Annotated in this window: 15 protein-coding genes and 1 pseudogene; 5 read left to right on the forward strand and 11 right to left on the reverse strand. The window is 70.8% G+C overall.

All coding sequences use genetic code 11. The features are described 5' to 3' along the window. From ASD35_RS26710 to mnmE, 5 genes and pseudogenes are all read left to right on the forward strand, one after another. Positions 1 to 62, forward strand: a pseudogene (locus tag ASD35_RS26710) (50S ribosomal protein L34); the annotation flags it as partial. A gap of 51 nt (positions 63 to 113) precedes the next feature. After that, positions 114 to 599 (forward strand): ribonuclease P protein component, encoded by a 486-nt coding sequence (locus ASD35_RS14640; protein ID WP_157275573.1) that lies wholly within the window; start codon positions 114 to 116, stop codon positions 597 to 599. After that, positions 596 to 910, forward strand: a complete 315-nt coding sequence (gene yidD, locus ASD35_RS14645) for a membrane protein insertion efficiency factor YidD (RefSeq protein WP_056875680.1) — start codon at positions 596 to 598, stop codon at positions 908 to 910. The genes ASD35_RS14640 and yidD overlap by 4 nt, the downstream gene beginning before the upstream one ends. Further along, the gene (yidC, locus tag ASD35_RS14650) at positions 903 to 2,621 is read left to right on the forward strand and encodes a membrane protein insertase YidC (RefSeq protein ID WP_056875681.1); all 1,719 of its coding nucleotides are present in this window, start codon (positions 903 to 905) and stop codon (positions 2,619 to 2,621) included. The genes yidD and yidC overlap by 8 nt, the downstream gene beginning before the upstream one ends. 202 nt (positions 2,622 to 2,823) lie before the next feature. Beyond that, positions 2,824 to 4,188, forward strand: a complete 1,365-nt coding sequence (gene mnmE, locus ASD35_RS14655; RefSeq protein WP_056875682.1) for a tRNA uridine-5-carboxymethylaminomethyl(34) synthesis GTPase MnmE — start codon at positions 2,824 to 2,826, stop codon at positions 4,186 to 4,188. 52 nt (positions 4,189 to 4,240) lie between these two features. Here the strand turns inward: mnmE and ASD35_RS14660 are convergent, their stop codons facing one another. The 11 genes from ASD35_RS14660 to ASD35_RS14710 form a co-directional block, all read right to left on the reverse strand. Beyond that, positions 4,241 to 5,404 carry an alpha/beta hydrolase gene (locus ASD35_RS14660; RefSeq protein WP_056875683.1) on the reverse strand — a complete coding sequence of 388 codons (1,164 nt, stop codon included), beginning with the start codon at positions 5,402 to 5,404 and terminating at the stop codon, positions 4,241 to 4,243. Positions 5,405 to 5,464: 60 nt separating this feature from the next. Next, positions 5,465 to 6,754 carry a pectate lyase gene (gene pelA / locus ASD35_RS14665; RefSeq protein ID WP_200956052.1) on the reverse strand — a complete coding sequence of 430 codons (1,290 nt, stop codon included), beginning with the start codon at positions 6,752 to 6,754 and terminating at the stop codon, positions 5,465 to 5,467. After that, entirely contained in the window at positions 6,751 to 8,895 is a 2,145-nt protein-coding gene (locus ASD35_RS14670; RefSeq protein ID WP_056875684.1) for a hypothetical protein, read from the reverse strand. The genes pelA and ASD35_RS14670 overlap by 4 nt, the downstream gene beginning before the upstream one ends. 73 nt (positions 8,896 to 8,968) lie before the next feature. Beyond that, complete coding sequence (locus tag ASD35_RS14675; protein ID WP_056875685.1) at positions 8,969 to 10,231, reverse strand: amidohydrolase family protein; 1,263 nt, start codon at positions 10,229 to 10,231, stop codon at positions 8,969 to 8,971. 42 nt (positions 10,232 to 10,273) lie between these two features. Continuing rightward, a complete protein-coding gene (locus ASD35_RS14680) occupies positions 10,274 to 11,554 on the reverse strand; it encodes an oligogalacturonate lyase family protein (protein WP_082580167.1) in 1,281 nt (426 codons plus the stop codon). Positions 11,555 to 11,669: 115 nt separating this feature from the next. After that, entirely contained in the window at positions 11,670 to 12,548 is an 879-nt protein-coding gene (locus tag ASD35_RS14685; protein ID WP_056875686.1) for a 2-dehydropantoate 2-reductase, read from the reverse strand. 48 nt (positions 12,549 to 12,596) lie between these two features. Then, positions 12,597 to 13,208: a YdeI family protein gene (locus ASD35_RS14690; RefSeq protein ID WP_056875687.1), complete on the reverse strand. Its 612-nt coding sequence runs from the start codon at positions 13,206 to 13,208 to the stop codon at positions 12,597 to 12,599. A 31-nt stretch (positions 13,209 to 13,239) separates the two neighbouring features. Then, positions 13,240 to 14,166 (reverse strand): SMP-30/gluconolactonase/LRE family protein, encoded by a 927-nt coding sequence (locus ASD35_RS14695; RefSeq protein ID WP_056875688.1) that lies wholly within the window; start codon positions 14,164 to 14,166, stop codon positions 13,240 to 13,242. After that, positions 14,156 to 14,623, reverse strand: coding sequence for an acyl-CoA thioesterase (locus tag ASD35_RS14700; RefSeq protein WP_056875689.1), 468 nt, complete (start codon positions 14,621 to 14,623; stop codon positions 14,156 to 14,158). Before ASD35_RS14700 ends, ASD35_RS14695 begins: the two co-directional genes overlap by 11 nt. 16 nt (positions 14,624 to 14,639) lie before the next feature. After that, the gene (locus ASD35_RS14705) at positions 14,640 to 15,707 is read right to left on the reverse strand and encodes an aldose epimerase family protein (RefSeq protein ID WP_200956053.1); all 1,068 of its coding nucleotides are present in this window, start codon (positions 15,705 to 15,707) and stop codon (positions 14,640 to 14,642) included. After that, positions 15,704 to 16,471, reverse strand: coding sequence for an SDR family NAD(P)-dependent oxidoreductase (locus tag ASD35_RS14710; RefSeq protein ID WP_056875691.1), 768 nt, complete (start codon positions 16,469 to 16,471; stop codon positions 15,704 to 15,706). Before ASD35_RS14710 ends, ASD35_RS14705 begins: the two co-directional genes overlap by 4 nt. Between the last annotated feature and the right edge of the window lie 61 nt (positions 16,472 to 16,532).

Genomic DNA, 16,532 nt, shown 5'->3' on the forward strand with positions numbered 1-16,532 from the left:
GCGGTGGCCGCGCCGTCATCGCCGCGCGCCGCGCCAAGGGCCGCAAGCGCCTGGCCGTCTAAGGTCTTGTCGCACAAGGCGGCGCCCTCCGCGCCGCGGCTGCCGGGCTCCCGATGATCGGTCGCATCCAACGCCCGGTGGATTTCGAGCGGGTGCTCGCCCGCCCGAGCCGCTCCCGCAGCGCCCACTTCGCGTTGCACCATCTCTCGGCCGACCTGGCGCCCAGCGCTTGGGCGGCGGCAAAGTTACGCACAGCCCAGGCCGAGTTATCAACAGGTGAATCACAGCCTGTTCACAATGTTGTGGAACACCAGCCGCCCAGCGTGCCGAACGGCTGCTGGCTGGGCATGGTCGTGCCCAAGCGGCATGCGCGGCGTGCAGTGACCCGCACACTCTTGAAGCGCCAGATCCGCGCCGCATTTGCTGCGACAGCCGGCATCCCGCCGGGCCTGTGGGTCGTCCGCTTGCGCTCTCCCTTTGACCGCCAGAAGTTCCCGAGCGCTGCGTCCGACGCGCTGCGCCAGGCCGCGCGCGACGAACTCGCCCAACTGCTGGACCGTGCGCTGAAGCCGCCGCCGAAACGCGAGGCCGCCACATGACACCCAGCTGGCCCGCCCGCGTGCTGATGGCCATCGTGCGTGGCTACCGCGTGATGCTCAGCCCATGGCTGGGCAACGCCTGCCGCTTCGAGCCGACCTGCTCGCGCTACTCGCTTGCCGCGCTGGAAAAGCATGGGGCGCTGGCCGGCAGCTACCTGACGGCCCACCGCATCCTGCGCTGCCAGCCGTGGTGCGACGGCGGGCACGACCCCGTGCCTGACAATCCGCCGCGGCTGTTTTCCCGCCTCGTTTCTCCCTCCGTGGCGCGCGCCTGCGCGTCCTCTTCCTCGTCCGAGTCCCCTCATGACTGATATTCGCCGCACCGTGCTGTGGGTGGTGTTCACCATGTCCCTCGTCCTGCTCTGGGACGGCTGGCAAAAGCACAACGGGCATCCCTCGATGTTCAGCCCCTCGGCGCCGAAGGCCGTGGCCACGGCGCCCACCGGCGCGGCCTCCGGCGGCGTACCGGCCGCCACCGCGGGCGCCCCCGGCACCGCAGCCGTGGCGGCCACGCCCACGACGGCAGCGCCGTCCGAGAAGATCACCGTCCGCACGGACGTATTGACCGTCACGGTCGACACGCTCGGCGGCGACATCGTCCGCGCCGAGCTGCCCAAGTACCTGACCGCACCCGACCCGACGGTGACGGACCAGCTGCTGCAGATGGTCGGCCTGAAGAAGCCCGCGCCCTTCACGCCGGAGCCGGTCGTGCTGTTCAACGCCGGCCAGCAGTACCGCGCGCAGACCGGCCTGGTCGGCGCCCAGGGCCCGCTGCCCACGCACAACACGCCGATGACGGCGGTGGAAGGCCCGCGCGAGCTGGCGGCCGGCCAGGACGAGGTCAAGCTGCGCCTGGAGTCGCCCGAAGTTGGCGGCGTCAAGCTGGTCAAGACCTTCACCTTCAAGCGCGGCGCCTACACGGTGGGCGTGACGCACGAGATCGTCAACGCGGGCAGCGCGCCGGTCACGCCGCAGGTCTACCTGCAGCTGGTGCGCGACGGCAGCACCGTCACCGGCGGCGCGGCCTTCACGCCCAGCTTCACCGGCCCGGCGGTCTACAACAGCAACACCAAGTTCAAGACGCTCAAGTTCGAGGACATCGACAAGAACAAGGTCGACATCGAGAAGCAGGCGAACGACGGCTGGGTCTCGATGGTGCAGCACTACTTCGCCAGCGCCTGGCTCGTCAACGAACCCGGCAACCGCGAGTTCTTCGTGCGCAAGCTGCCCGGCCAGGCCGGCGTGCGCGGCGACACCTATGCCACCGGCATGGTGTTCACGCTGCCCACACTCGCCCCCGGCGCCAGCACGACGCAGAACGCCACGCTGTTCGCCGGCCCGCAGGAGGAGAACAACCTCGCCAAGCTCGCCCCCGGGCTGGAGCGCGTCAAGGACTACGGCGTGCTGACCATCCTGGCCGAGCCGCTGTTCTGGCTGCTCGACAAGCTGCACGGCTTCATCGGCAACTGGGGCTGGACCATCGTCGCGCTGGTGTTGCTGCTGAAGATCGCGCTGTACGGCCTGAATGCCAGTGCCTACAAGTCGATGGCGCGCATGAAGGCCGTCGCGCCGCGCATCAACGAGATGAAGGAGCGCCTGAAGGACAAGCCGCAGGAAATGCAGCAGGAGATGATGAAGATCTACCGCGAGGAGAAGATCAACCCGATCGGCGGCTGCCTGCCCATCTTCCTGCAGATGCCCATCTTCATGGCGCTGTACTGGGTGCTGCTGTCCACCGTTGAAATGCGCCAGGCGCCGTGGATCCTGTGGATCACCGACCTGTCGGTACGCGACCCCTACTTCATCCTGCCGCTGCTGATGATGGCGTCCAGCCTGTTCCAGGTCTGGCTGAACCCGCCGGCCGCCGACCCGGTGCAGCAGAAGATGATGTGGATCATGCCCATCGCCTTCGGCGTCATGTTCTTCGTCTTCCCGGCCGGCCTGGTGCTGTACTGGCTGACGAACAACATCCTGTCCATCGCCCAGCAGTGGATGATCAACAGGCAGCTGGGCGTGAACTGATTCACGCGCATGAGCCAGCCCCCGCATCCCGGGGGCTTTTTAATGTCTGCGGTTCGCAGTTCAATGGCTCAGCGGGGCAGAGAACACCGGCCCGGACGGGGCTCACGAGAGCGACCGAACCGAGCCTCCCCCGCGCCAACACCCGCAAACAGCCGCCCCCGACCGGGCGGCTGTTTGCTTTTGGGCGAAGACAATCGCCCCCATGCTCGCCCGCCATGCCGACCCCATCGCCGCCATCGCCACCGCCCCGGGGCGGGGCGCGGTCGGCATCGTGCGCGTGTCGTCGCCGCAGGATCTCTCCGGGCTGATGGAAGCCGTCTGCGGCCGCGCGCTGAAAGCCCGCGAGGCCACCTACCTGCCCTTTCGCGACGCCGCAGGACAAGCCATCGACCAGGGCCTCGCGCTGCACTTCCCGGCGCCGCATTCGTACACCGGCGAGCATGTGCTGGAACTGCAGGCCCACGGCGGCGCCGTGGTCATGCAGTTGCTGCTGGCGCGCGTCATCGAGGCGGGCGCGAACGTCAGGCTCGCCGAGCCGGGCGAGTTCACGCAGCGCGCCTTCCTGAACGGCAAGCTGGACCTGGCCCAGGCCGAGGCGGTGGCCGACCTGATCGACGCCAGCACCGAGGCCGCCGCGCGCAGCGCGAGCCGGGCGCTGGGCGGGGCGTTGTCGCACGAGGTCGGCGTGCTGCGCGACCAGCTCATCCAGCTGCGCATGCTGGTCGAGGCGACGCTGGACTTTCCCGAGGAGGAGATCGACTTCCTTGAAAAGGCCGACGCCTTCGGCCGGCTGGACCGCCTGACGGCCCAACTGAGCGCAGTACAGGCCCGCACGCGCCAGGGTGCGCTGCTGCGCGATGGCCTCAAGGTGGTGCTGGCCGGCCAGCCGAACGTGGGAAAAAGCTCGCTGCTCAACGCACTGGCCGGCGCGGAGCTGGCCATCGTCACGCCCATCCCCGGCACGACGCGCGACAAGGTCAGCCAGACCATCCAGATCGAAGGCGTGCCGCTGCACATCACCGACACGGCCGGCCTGCGCGACGCGACGGCCGATGAGGTGGAGCGCATCGGCGTGTCGCGCAGCTGGGCTGCGATTTCGGAGGCCGACGTGGTGCTGTTCCTGCACGACCTGGGCCGCGTGGGCCAGGCCGACTACGAGGCCGAGGACGAGCGCATCCGCACGCGCCTGGCGGGCGTGGACGCGAGCCGCATCGTGCAGGTCTTCAACAAGGCCGACCTCGCCGCGGCGCCCGCAGGCGAGATTGCACTGAGCCTGAAGACCGGCGCGGGGCTGGAGGCGCTGCGGCAGCGCCTGCTGCAGACGGCCGGCTGGCAGGCCGTGCCCGAAGGCCTGTTCATCGCCCGTGAGCGCCACGTGCAGGCGCTGGCGCGCACGGCCGAGCACTTGGCGCTGGCGCGCGAAGTCGCCGCCCAGCGCGACGCCGCGTTGGACCTGCTGGCCGAGGAGCTGCGCCTGGCGCATGACGCGCTGGGCGAGATCACCGGCGCGTTCTCGGCCGACGAGCTGCTGGGCGTCATCTTCAGCAGCTTCTGCATTGGCAAATAACAGGGAGCGCTCAACGTGTCTTCGCGCGCGCGAGGCTCATTCACCGCTCCCCTCAGCGCCCGGCGCTGATGTACGTCATCTTGCCCTTGCCGACCTCACGCACCCTGGTGGTTGCGACGAGCTTCGCGCGCGCCTGGGCGTCGCCGCGCAGGAAAGCGTCGAAGAAGGTCAGCTCCCAGCTGTAGGCCTCGCGCTCGGCGGCAGGCGACAGCAGGTGGCCTTCGCCGGGGAGCTCCACGGCCCAGGCCGGGCCGCCGAGGCGGCGGACGCCGGCGCGGACGGCATCCGGTGAGACGCTCTTGTCCTGGTCGGCATAGACCGCGAAGAAAGGCGCCTTGACGGCGGCCAGGCCTTCGAACTCGCGGCCCAGGTGCCAGCCATCGACGGCAAACGGCCAGACGCCCAGCGTGGCGCCCATGAAAGGCACGAGGCCGAAGCCGGCCTTGATGCGCGGCTCGCGCGGGTTGTGCGCCGGGTACTTGGGGTCGACGCCACCGAGCAAGGCCAGCACGGTCATGCCGCCGGCGCTGGCGCCGGACGCGCCGATGCGGTCGCGGTCGATGGCCGGGCCGAAGACCGGGTCGGCCAGCACGTGGTCCAGCGCCGCGCGCACGCCGGCCTCGCGCAGCGTGACCGTCTCCGGAAAGCCGGGCACGCGGCCGTCGCCGTGGAAGAGGTTGACGACGATGTAGCCATGCGAGGCCAGCCCCTTCAGATGGCCGAGGTGCCACAGGCCGTGCGTGTTGTAGCCGCCGGAGTAGACGATGAGTGGGTACTTGGCGGCGGGGTCGGCCAGCAGCGGCTTGTCGGCCGGGCCCTGCATGTGCGGCACGACGGCGTCGCCGGTGTCCTTGTACGGAAAGGCGTAGTCGGGCCGCGGGTTGCCGGCGGTCGTGGGATAGAGGATGTGCAGCACCACGGGTTGCGGCTTGCCAGCAATGGCGCCCGCACCCGGCTGGTTGGCCGGCACGGCGACCTGCAGCTGCGGCACGGCCTGCGGGTGCGTCAGCACGGCCGGCAGGTAGGCGCCGTCCTTGCTGCCGTTGAGGTGGTCGATCAGCGGTCGGTCCCTGGGCGGGGTGACCTCCAGGTTCGTGGAGCCGACGGCATGCGGGCCGGGCACGAAGGCCGGGATCTCGGCCGCATGGGTGCGCGTGGCGAGGGCGAGGGCGAGGGCGAGGGCGAGGCAGAAGCCGAGAACGAGCAGGCGGCGCATGGCGGACGTGTCAGCGAGGGTGGGGCAATGTCGCCGAACAGGCGGCGCGCGGCAACGGTGTCAGTCCGCCTCCCCCCAAGACGACGGTCCGGGGTGCTCGTCCAGCCAGCGCCGGTGGGCGGCCAACGCCTTCTGCGGCCAGGTGCCCCACCACGTGTAGCCGTTGCGGCGGCCCCTGGAGATCTCGTTGACATCGTCGTGGATGGTCTTGCCCCAGTCGCCGAAGACCGGTCGGCCCGTGGCGACGTCGTACAGGCGCGCCCACAGCGGGCCGGCGCCGGGCTGCGACACGAGCTTTCGGCCGTCGGGCGTCATCGTGAAGGCGTGGTCGTGCAGCGCGTGGGCCTTGAGCCAGCCGATGCCCGACGCGATGGCCGCCTTCATCGCGGGCGTGGGGCGCGGTTGCTGCATCAGGAACAGCAGCACCCCCGCGCTCTCGGCGCTGGCCAGGCCGCGCGGCTCGTAGTTGCGGGCGGAGATGGGCGCCAGCGTGAGCGCATCGATCTGCTGCGGCCAGATCGTCGGGCGGGCATCGACCTGCACCTGCGCCGCGACAAGCAGGTTCACCGCGCGGGCTGCGGCGGCACGGGCCTGGCGCCGCAGCGGCACGGGGACGAAGGCGAACTCGGGCGCGCCGCGGCCAACGTCCTGCAGCAGCCGCGCGGCCTCGACGACGGCGTCGTCGTTGAAGGTGATGCCGTCGTGGAAGCCGCCTTCCAGCGGGTAGACCTGTGGCCAGCCGCCGTTGGGGTACTGGGCCATCAGCAGGTAGCCGATGCCCTTGACGATGGCCGCGCGACAGGCGTCGCTCGGGTGCTGCTGATTGACGCGCGCGAGAAAGCGGATCTCGGTGTGCGTGGCGTCGTTGTCCAGCGTGCCGACGAAGGTCCAGAAGCGGTCGCGCGGTTCGTCGAAGCTGCCGGTGCCGAGGGTCATCGTCTCGGCGTCGTTGGCGTAGCGCTGGCCCGGCTGGCGCGGCGGCCTGCTGCGGTCCTGGTTCTTGCTCCAACCGCCGCTGGGCGTCTGGAAGCTGACGATGGTGTTGGCGATCGCGCGCGCCTCGTCCGACGCATACCAGGCGGGCTCTCGGTCCAGCGGCGCATTCATCCTGCCGGCGGTGGGCGGCGGCGGCACGGTGTCGCCGGCGTTCAGCTCGCGCGCGAGCGTGGCGCGGTCCAGCGTCATCTGGCGGTCGGAGCGGTCGAGGTAGGCCTGCCAGGCGGGGCGTTGGGCGGCGGGCAGCTCGGCGAGGCGGGCGCGGTCCATCTCGGGGGCCGGGACGTTGTGGCCGATGACGGCGGCGAACACCAGGCCTGGAAAAAGCGCGCAGAGTGCGGCCAGCGACTTCATGGCAGCGGCAGCAGGCCTTCGGCGCGCACGGTCCAGGCGCCGTCCTTGGGGAAGCCGGGCGCGGGGCCGGCCGGTGCGCCGTCCCAGCCGCCGGCCATCAAGCCCAGCGCCATCAGGTAGGCGGCGTTGGTGGGCAGGTAGGCCACGGCGCCCTCGGGGTCGCGCGGGCGGCGGCTGTAGCCGCTGGGCATGAAGCGGGCCGCGGGCGACGTGTTGGCGAGGATGGCGACGGCCCGCTCCGGTTCGCCCAGCCTCGCGGCGGTGAGCGCGCCCTGCCCCATCTGCCAGCTGACCCAGCCGCCATCGGCACCGCGCTGCTCATGCACCGCGTGGAAGGTGCGGCGCGCCGTCTCGATGTCGACCTTGGGCGTGGCCGGCAGGTAGCCGAGCGCCAGCAGCATGGACGACGGCGCGCCGCGCTTGCCCGGGCCGAACAGGTCGCGGATGCCGGCGATCTCCAGGTAGCGGCCGTCCTGCTGCGGCAGCGGCGCGAGGTGGTCGATCACGTCGGCCCAGTGCGGCTCGGGCGGCAGGCCCAGGCGCCCGCGCCACTGCTGCGCGACACGCAGGCCCCAGTGCCAGAACGCGAGCTCGAAGGTCGGGTCGCGCACCAGTTCGGCGGAGGTGCTCTCGCTGACGTTCTTCAGCGGCGGGCCGAGGTGGTAGATGCCGGTGGCGGCGTCGCGTTGCGCGAATGAAGCGAGGAACTTCGCCGACTCGAACACCATGTCGCCATAGCGCTGCAGCGTCTGGCGCGTCGGCTTGGCGCGGTAGACCAGCTCGGCCAGGTAGATGGGGTTGGGCTGGTTCCAGATGATGTAGGGGTTGATGCCGCCAGGCGTCGGGCGGCCGTCCAGGCCGGACATCTTGGGCCAGCGCACGCCATCGAAGCCCTCGGCCCTGGCCTGCGCGATGCCCTGGGGCAACTGTTTCAGGTACCAGGCCAGGCCTTTCTCCAGCAAGTCGACATGGCCCCATTGGTAGAACTGCGCGGCGTGGAAGACGTAGACCTCCGAGTTGTGCTTGCCGAACCAGCTCAGGTGCTGCAGCCCGCTCTCGGCGGGCGGGACGCTGCCGGCGTAGTTGACGCGCATCAGGTAGAGCGACAGCACGGCGCGGCGCTCGATCTCCCGGGCGCGCGGGTCGGTGGCGGCGCCGAGATCCACCATGCCGCCTTTCGTCCAGTAGTCGGCCCAGGCATGCTTGGACGATGCGAAAGTGCTGTCGACCGTCTCGTTAGGTGCGGGATGCTCGGCGTCGGCGAAGGCGGCGGTGAAGGCGATCGTGTCGCCGCTGGTCGCACGCAGGCGGAAGTCGTGCGGTGCGGCGAGCTGCGGTGTGGATGCGCTCACCAGTTCCGCCGGCGTGGACCAGCGCAACTCGGTGTCGTAGCGCGTGCCGTCGGCATGGCGGGCGATGCGGGCGCGGCCGGGCGCCACCTGCGTCAGCGTGCTCTGGTGCCGGTCGGGCTGCTCCCAGATGAAGGGCGGCTTGTGGGCAATCGAGGTGCGGTAGGCGTAGGGGAAGCGCAGCCGTACCTGCAGCTCGCCGCTGGCGATCAGCGGTGAGCGCGCCTGCACGGCCAGCACCGCGGCGCTGCCATGGGCGGCGGTCGTCACTTCCAGCGGCTGGCCGCGCACGGTCAGGCGGCTGGTGACGATGCCGGTCCAGAGGTCCAGCGTCTGGTCGATGCCGGCGATGTCTTCGGTGCGCAGCGGCTCGCCGTGCAGCGTGAAGGCGAACTGCCCCAGCGGCATGGGCTGCGGGTTCTCGCGGTAGTAGCGGCCGGCGGGGGTGTTCTGCTGCGTGGGGTAGAGGATCTGCCGGCCGTGGAAGGGCACGGGCGCCAGCGTGTCCTCGAAGCGCAGCTTGTCGGGGTTGGGGAAGCTGTGCCAGCTCCAGGTGTTGCGCGTCTCCAGCGGCAGCCCGTTGTCGTAGTAGATGCGCTCCAGCGTCTGCAGGCCGGTGACGTCGACGGTCAGCGCGAAGTCGCCGTTACCGATGGTCAGCGCCGACTCGGGATTGAGGGCCGTGTTGCGCACCATGTGGCGCGCCACCACGGCGGCGCGGTCGATGGGCTGGACGGCCTGCACGGCAGGCGCTGACACAGCGAGCAGTAGCAGCAGAAGGCGGGCGAGCATGCGGCATGCTCGCCGAAATCGCCGCCGCGCGGCGCGCAAGCGCGTGACCGGTTGATGTGCCGCGCCGACGCCGTCAGCGGCTGAAGATCACGCGGCCGCCGCGCAGCGTGCACTTCACGTCTGCGAAGCGCGCGACCGACTGCGCCGGGTCGCCGTTCAGCACGACGATGTCCGCCTCCATGCCCGGCATGAGCCGCCCGTGTCGCGTGGCCTCGTTCCAGCGCTCGGCCGGCACGGTGGTCAGCGACGCGAGGATCTGCATCGGGCGCAGGCCCGCCTGCGCCAGCAGTTCGTACTCCTCGGTGGGGTCGCTGTCCTCCATGTAGTCGACGTCGGTGCCGAACAGCACCTTGCCGCCCGCGGCGGCGAAGCGCCCGAACTCGCGCACGCTGTCCTGCAGCACCGCATCGGCCGCCGGCAGCGGCAGCTTTTCCTTGGCCAGCTCGTACCGCAGCAGCTTGAGGGTGGGCACCATGTGGACGCCCGCGGCGCGCAACGCGTCCATCAGCTCCACGGGCCACGGGCCGGGCACGCCCAGCGGCGGATGCGCCAGGATGTTCACCTGCGCCCGCAACGCCGCCCGCACGCCGTCCAGGTCGGTCGGGTGCGCGAACACCAGACGGCCGCGGCGGTGCGTTTCCGCGGCGGCCGCCTCGGCGATGTCGGCAGCCATGCGCTTGGGCGGCCGGTTGCGCTGCGGCGTCACCAGGAACAGCTTGGTCGCCTCGGCACCGGCATCGAGGTTCTGCCGCACCGTCGCCAGCGCCGCGGGCACCGAGTCGGGCTGCGGCAGCTTGGCGAGGAAGGCCGGGTCGAAGTGGTCCAGGTAGAACGGCAGCCCCTGTGGAAACAACGGCAGGCCTGCCGTCAGCAGACGCGGCCCCTTCAACTCGCCCTGATCCACGCGCTTGCGCAAGGCGAGCGTGTTGTCGCGGTCGGATGCGATGTCGAAGGCGGTCGTGAAGCCATAACGCGTCAACAGGGCGGCCAGGCCGTCCTCCAGCTTGGCAGCCGGCGCGGCCTTCGCGTTCGCGAACGCGGTGCCGTTGAGATGCACGTGGCTGTTCTGGAAGCCGGCCATGAGCACACCGCCGTCACAGGCGGGCGCCAGCGGCGGCACGCCGGACGCCGCATCACGGGTGCCGAGGCCAACGATGCGGCCCCCGCGCACCAGCACCACGCCATCGTCGATGGGCGGTGCATCGGGGGCGGGGTACACCTTCACGCCGCGCAGCGCGCGGACGCCGGGCTCGGCGGCGTGGGCAGGTGCGACGGCCAACCCGCCACCCAGCAGGGCGGCGGCGATCAGGGTGAGGTGCAGGCGGGCGGAAGGCATGCGCCCAGCGTATCAAAGGCGACCCTGGCCACGGCGGTGTGGCTACGGCAGTTCGACCGCGTAGATCGCCGGCCGGCCTTCGACATTGGCGCGGTAGACCAGCCACTTGCCATCCGGCGTGAAGTGCTGGTTGGGCTCCAGCGTGTAGTCGTGTGCGCTCAGGTCGGCGATGCGAACGGTCTCGAGCCGGCCGGGCGTGATGAGGCCGGGCACGGGCTTCTCGCGCACCACCGGCTTGAGCAGGCTGATCCACTTGCCGGCATTGCCGCCATCGCCCGAGAACTGCCGGCCGTCCGGCGACTGCGAGAAATGGTAGGACGCCTGGTCGCGCGCCACCTCATAACGCCACTGCTCACCGGTGGCGAGGTTGCGCCCCGCCAGCCAGGTCGTGCTGCCGCGCGGCATCTGCAGGTCGTACCAGACCGTGCTGCCGTCGCTGCCCCAGAACTCGTGGCCGGCAATCTCGCCGGCCATCGTGCGGGTGTGGATCTTGGTGAGCTGCGTGCCGTCCGTGCGGATGGTCCAGATGCGGTCCACCTCGTGCCAGGGGCCTTCGTGGCAGAACATCAGCAGCGTCGGGTCGCTGGGCGAGAACAGCAGGTGGTTGAGCCAGTCGGTGGCCCGGTGGATGGTCTTGCGCTCGCCGGTGCGCACCGAGACGCTGTACATCTCCATCGGCACGCGTGCGGCCAGCCGCGCCGCCATCCACTGGCCCTTGGCCGCGGCGAAGGACAGCGGCTTGCCGTCCGGCCCCACGCCGGCGTAGCTGGGCGAGCCGGTCAGCGGGTCCCGCTTGCCCTGGCGGGCGATGTCGGGCGGCGGCGGCGATGTCTCATAGGCGCCGGCCAGCAACGTCTCGTCGGCATTGATGGTCTGGATGCGTCCGCCGGGCAGGTCGGCGATCTTGCGCGTCCGGCCGCTGTCGAGGTCGACCGACCACACCGTGAAGGGGCCGCCCTCCTCGACCGCCGGATCGCGCGTCGTGTAGTAGGCAGCGCGGCTGCGCGGCCCGGTGAACAGCAGCCGGTCCACCCGGGCCGGCAGGACGAGGCGCGTACGCCAGGTCTTGGTGTCGGCCACGCGGATGCCCTCGGGCGTCAGGTAGATCATCAGATCGCCCTGCGGCGTGAACGGCGAGTAGTTGAAGTACAGGGCGTAGTTGCCCGGCGTGTCATCGACGCGCACGATGCGCTGGCCGGTCGAGCGGTCCTTCCAGCTGGCCGGTTCGGCTTGCGCCGCGCACGGCCCGGCCGACGCCGCAAACACGAACGCGGCCGCCGAGGACACGAGCCGTTGCCATGCACGGGCGAATCGATGCTTCATCACGGCGTCTCCTTCAGTCGATGGGCGCAAGCCGGCGCGATGTTAGGAAGCCGGCCGGCCGCGCGGGCCGCCGGGTGCACATCGCTCAACAGGATGAGCGCGCCGCGGCGGCGGGTCAGCCGACGCCCATCAAACTGGCCTCCAGCAACGCCACGACCATCTCGTTCATGGGCGTGGGAATGCCATGCTTGCGGCCCAGCCGGACGATGACGCCGTTGCGGGCGTCGATCTCCATGGCACGCCCCGCCAGGCGGTCCGCATGCAGCGAGTTGACGCCGGCGGGGTTGGCGCGATAACCGTCAAGGATGGCATCCTGGAGCGCGTCGTCGATGACCGCGCCTTCCGCGCGCGCCACCTCGATGGCCTCCGAGATCAACCGGCCCATCAGCATGGCCACGCCGGCATGCCTGGCAATCACGGCCGGCTTCAACAACACGGCGGAGAAGGCACCGGCCGCGTTCAGACAGAGCTTCTTCCAGGCCTCGGTCTGGAAGTCGGGGGACTCGCTCACGTCGATGCCGGTGTTCGCGAAGAGCGCGACGAAGCCCGCGCCCATCGCACCTTCAGGCACGCGCAGGCGGCCGCGGCGATGCTGGATGGCGCGCCCCGGCGCGGTTCGCAACGCGGGGATGTCCACGACCACCGGCAACAGCTGCCCGGCCGGGAAATGGGCCGCGAAGGGCTCCAGGTGCTCGACGCCGTTCTGCAGGATGGCGAGCCGGGTCGCGCTTCCCGCCAGGCCGGCCAGGCTTTGCGCGACCGTCGGCGCGTCGTACGCCTTGGTCGCCACGAGCACCCAGTCCTGGCCGCGCAGCTCGGACGCGTTGGACACCAGCGTGGGCGAAGCGCGCAGCAGGCCTTGGGGCGTCTGGACCTCGACGTCTTCGATGGCCGAGCGGGCCACGACCGTCACGCGATGCCCCGCGTGCTGGGCCAGCCAGGCCAGCACCGTGCAACCGACCGCGCCCGGGCCTACGACCGCCACCGCGGCCATGTCGGGCCTCCATGTCCGGCCCGGGGCCGGCGTACGCGGGCCGGCATGTCAGCCCTTGGCGGCGGGCTTGTGGAGGGCCTCCCCGCGCGCCAGCATCGCCACCAGTTGCTCGACGCGCCTGGCGCGCGTCTCGGGCCGGGCGGCCGTCTGGATGCGCCACAGCACCGCATAGCGGTTGGTCGCGTTGAGGGTGGCAAAGAAGGCCTTGGCCTTGGGCTCCGCGTCCAGCGCGGCCTGCAGGTCTTCGGGTACCGTGGAAGTGCGTGCGCCGTCGTAGGCCTGTGCCCAGCGGCCGTCGGCCTTGGCGGCCTCGACCTCGGCCAGGCCCGGCGCCTGCATGCGGCCGGCCTCGAGCAGCGCCGCGACCTTGTCGACGTTGATCTTGGACCAGACGCTGCGTGCGCGCCGCGGCGTGAAGCGCTGGAGGAAGTGCTGGTCGTCGAAGCTCTTCTTCTGGCCGTCGATCCAGCCCCAGCAGAGCGCGACCTCCACCGCCTCGGGGTAGGTGACGCTGGGTTCGGTGGCGCCCTTCTTGGCGATCTTGAGCCACAGGCCGTCGGAGGTGGCGTGATGCTTCTTCAGCCAGGTCTCGAACGCCTTGGCGTTCTTGAACAGGGCCGGGGCGGCGTCGGGTGGGCTGGTTGGCTTGGCGGCGGGCATCGCGCGAGTTTGCCGCGGGGCGCCGCGGTCCTCAAGCGTCGTTGAACAACGGCTCGGGCAGGTGCAGCGCCGCGGGCACCGCCATGCCGAACAGGCTGCCCGACAGCGGGCGTGCCATCAGGTCGGCCGTGCTGAGGCCGGCGCGCGCCGTGGTGACCAGGATCTGGTCGCCGTCCGGGCCGCCGATGGCGGGGCAGGTGACATGGCTGACCGGCACCGCGTAGCGCGCCAGCAGGCGGCCGTCGGGCGCGTAACGGGCGACGGCGGCGTTGCCCCATTCGGCGTTCCACAGGCAGCCCTGGGCGTCGATGCAGGAGCCGTCCGGCTCGGCGGCGTGGACGTCCTTCTTCACGAAGAGGCGCGGCTCGCTGACGCGGGCGCTGGCCGAGTCGTAGTCGCAGACCATGATGCGGCGGGTGGGCGAGTCGCAGTAGTACATGCGCCGGCCGTCGGGGCTGAAGCAGATGCTGTTGGCGATGGCCACGCCGTCCAGCGGCAGGCGGCGCAGGCCCCGGGACATCGAGTACTGGTAGAAGCCGCCGATGGTCTGGCGCGGCTGGCCCGGCTTGCCTTCGTCCAGCGTGCCGAAGACGAAGGCGCCGTCGCGGTCGCAGCGGCCGTCGTTGACGCGAGTGGTGGCGACTGCCGCCTCGACAGGTGCGATCTCGACCGGCTCGCCGGCGATGCTGCCGGTGGCCTGCAGGTCGGGCAGCGTGAGGCGCGCCAGGCGCTTGGCCATGCCCAGCACGAGGGCGCCGGAGCGGCCATGCACGAAGCAGCCGACCCGCTCGGGCAGGCGCACCTGCAGCGTGGCGCTGGCGCCGGGCGTCCAGGCGTAGATGCAGGCGCCTTCGATGTCGGCCCACCACCAGCGGCCGCTGGGGGCGTGCCATTGCAGGCCCTCGCCGAGGGTGACGGCTTGGGCGAGGGTGAGGACGAAGGGATGTTCAGCTTGCATCGGGGGCTTCCAGGCTGGCGCGCGCCTGCTTGCGGGCGAGGGCCGCGGCGTGGCGGCGGCGTTCGTCGGGGGTGAAGGGGCGCAGCGGCGCCACCGCCACCGGCTTGTTGTCGTCGCCCACGGCCACCATCGTGAAATAGCAGCTGTTGACGTGGCGGGTTTCCTGCGTGCGGATGTTCTCGGCCACGACCTTGATGCCGACCTCCATCGACGAGGTGCCGGTCATGTTGATGCTGGCCAGAAAGGTGACCAGCTCGCCGACGTGGATGGCCTGGCGGAAGATGACGCGGTCCACCGACAGCGTGACGACGTAGCGCCCCGCGTAGCGGCTGGCGCAGGCGTAGGCGACCTGGTCGAGCAGCTTGAGGATGTTGCCGCCGTGGACGTTGCCGGCGAAGTTGGCGGTGTCCGGCGTCATCAGCACGGTCATCGTCAGTTGGTGGGCGGGCAGGTCCATGGCGGCGTCCTCGGCGTCAGGTGAAGCGATGCACGGTCGTGCTGCGCCAGACCTGGCCCGGCCTCAGCACCGTCGAGGGCCAATCGTCGCTGACGGCGTGGTGCGGCGAATCGGGGTTGTGCTGGGTTTCGAGACAAAGTCCATCGCCCTGGCGGTAGATGCGCCCGCCCGGGCCGGCCAGGCTGCCGTCGAGGAAGTTGCCGGAATAGAACTGCAGCGCCGGCTCGCTGGTCAGCACCTCCATGCGGCGGCCGGAGTGCGGGTCCTCCAGCGTGGCCGCGGGGCGCAGGCCGTCGGCACCGGGTTCGCCGTCGAGCAGCCAGTTGTGGTCGTAGCCCTTGGCGCGCAGCAGCTGCGGGTGGGCGTCGCGGATGCGGGCCACGATGGGCGTGGACCGGCGGAAGTCGAAGGGCGTGCCGTCGACGCTCGCATGCTGCAGCGGGATCAGGTGCTGGTCCACCTCGCTGTAGCGCGACGCGGGAATCGTCAGCCGGTGGCGCAGCACGGAGCCCTGGCCGGCGAGGTTGAAGTAGTCGTGGTGCGTCAGGTTGACGACGGTGGCGCGGTCGGTGGTGGCTTCGTAATCGATGCGCCAGGCGTTCTCGGTCGCGCTGACGGCGTAGCGCACGCGCACCTGCAGCTCGCCGGGGAAGCCTTGCTCGCCGTGCGGGCTGGTGTAGCTGAACAGCAGCGCCTGGGCCTCGCCCGGCTGCGGCTCGACGGGTTCGGCCGCCCACAGCCGGTGTCCGAAGCCCTCGGTACCGCCATGCAGGCAGTTGGGGCCGTCGTTGCGCGCCAGCGTGTGCGTCTGGCCGTCCAGCTCGAAGCTGGCACCCGCGATGCGGTTGCCGTAGCGGCCCACGATGATGCCGAACGACGGGTTGCGGTGGACGTAGTCGTCCAGGTTGTCAAAGCCCAGCACGACGTTGCCAGCGGCACCTTGCGCATCCGGCACCCACAGGCCGGTGACGATGCCGCCCAGCGTGATGGCGGTCAGCGTCAGGCCCAGGCCGTTGCCCAGCGTGTATTCGTGGACCGCGCGCCCGTCGGGCAGCAGGCCGTACTCGACGCACTTCATGCTCATGCCCAGCCGCCGTCAACGACGAAGTCCTGCGCCGTACACATCGCGCTGTCGTCGGCCGCGAGGAACAGCGCCATCGAAGCGATGTGCTGGGGCATCAGCGGCTCGTTGATGCACTGGCCTTTGGCGATCTCGATCTTGGTCTCCTCGGTGACCCAGAGCTTCAATTGCTTCTCGGTCATCACCCAGCCCGGCACCAGCGTGTTGACGCGGATCCCGTGAACTCCGAAGTCGCGCGCCAGGCAGCGCGTCAGGCCCTGCGTGGCCGCCTTGCTGGCGGTGTAAGCGGGCATGCCGCCCTGCTTGAGCATCCAGCTGATGGAGCCGAAGTTGACGATGCTGCCGCCGCCGGCGGCCTTCATGTCGGGCAGCACGGCCTGGGCCGTGAAGAACTGGTGCTTGATGTTGACCGCCACGCTGGCGTCCCAGAACTCGGGCGTGGTGTCCTCGACAGCGTGGCGCCTGTCGTTGGCCGCGTTGTTGAGCAGCACCGTGAACGGGCCGCTGCGCTCGCGCAGCGCGGCGACGGCCGCGCGCAGCGACTCGACGTGCGACAGGTCGGCGGCGGCGAACTGCGGCGCGTGGCGCGACGTCGCGGCCAGCCGCGCGGCCAGCGCGTGGCCCGCGTCCGCGGCCAGGTCGATGAAGGCCACCCTGGCGCCTTGCGCGGCGAACGCCTCGACCAGCGTTTCGCCGATGCCGGTGGCCCCGCCGGTGATCAGGACGCCCCGGTCCTGAAGGCTGGGATAGCGCGCTTGGGCGTTCATGGAAAGGTCTCCGGTCGGATGCTGGCCGGCTTCTACGACCGGGCTGTGGGCCGATTATTAG

Origin of the sequence: Pelomonas sp. Root1444, from assembly GCF_001426885.1 — a bacterium.
GTDB lineage: Bacteria > Pseudomonadota > Gammaproteobacteria > Burkholderiales > Burkholderiaceae_C > Pelomonas.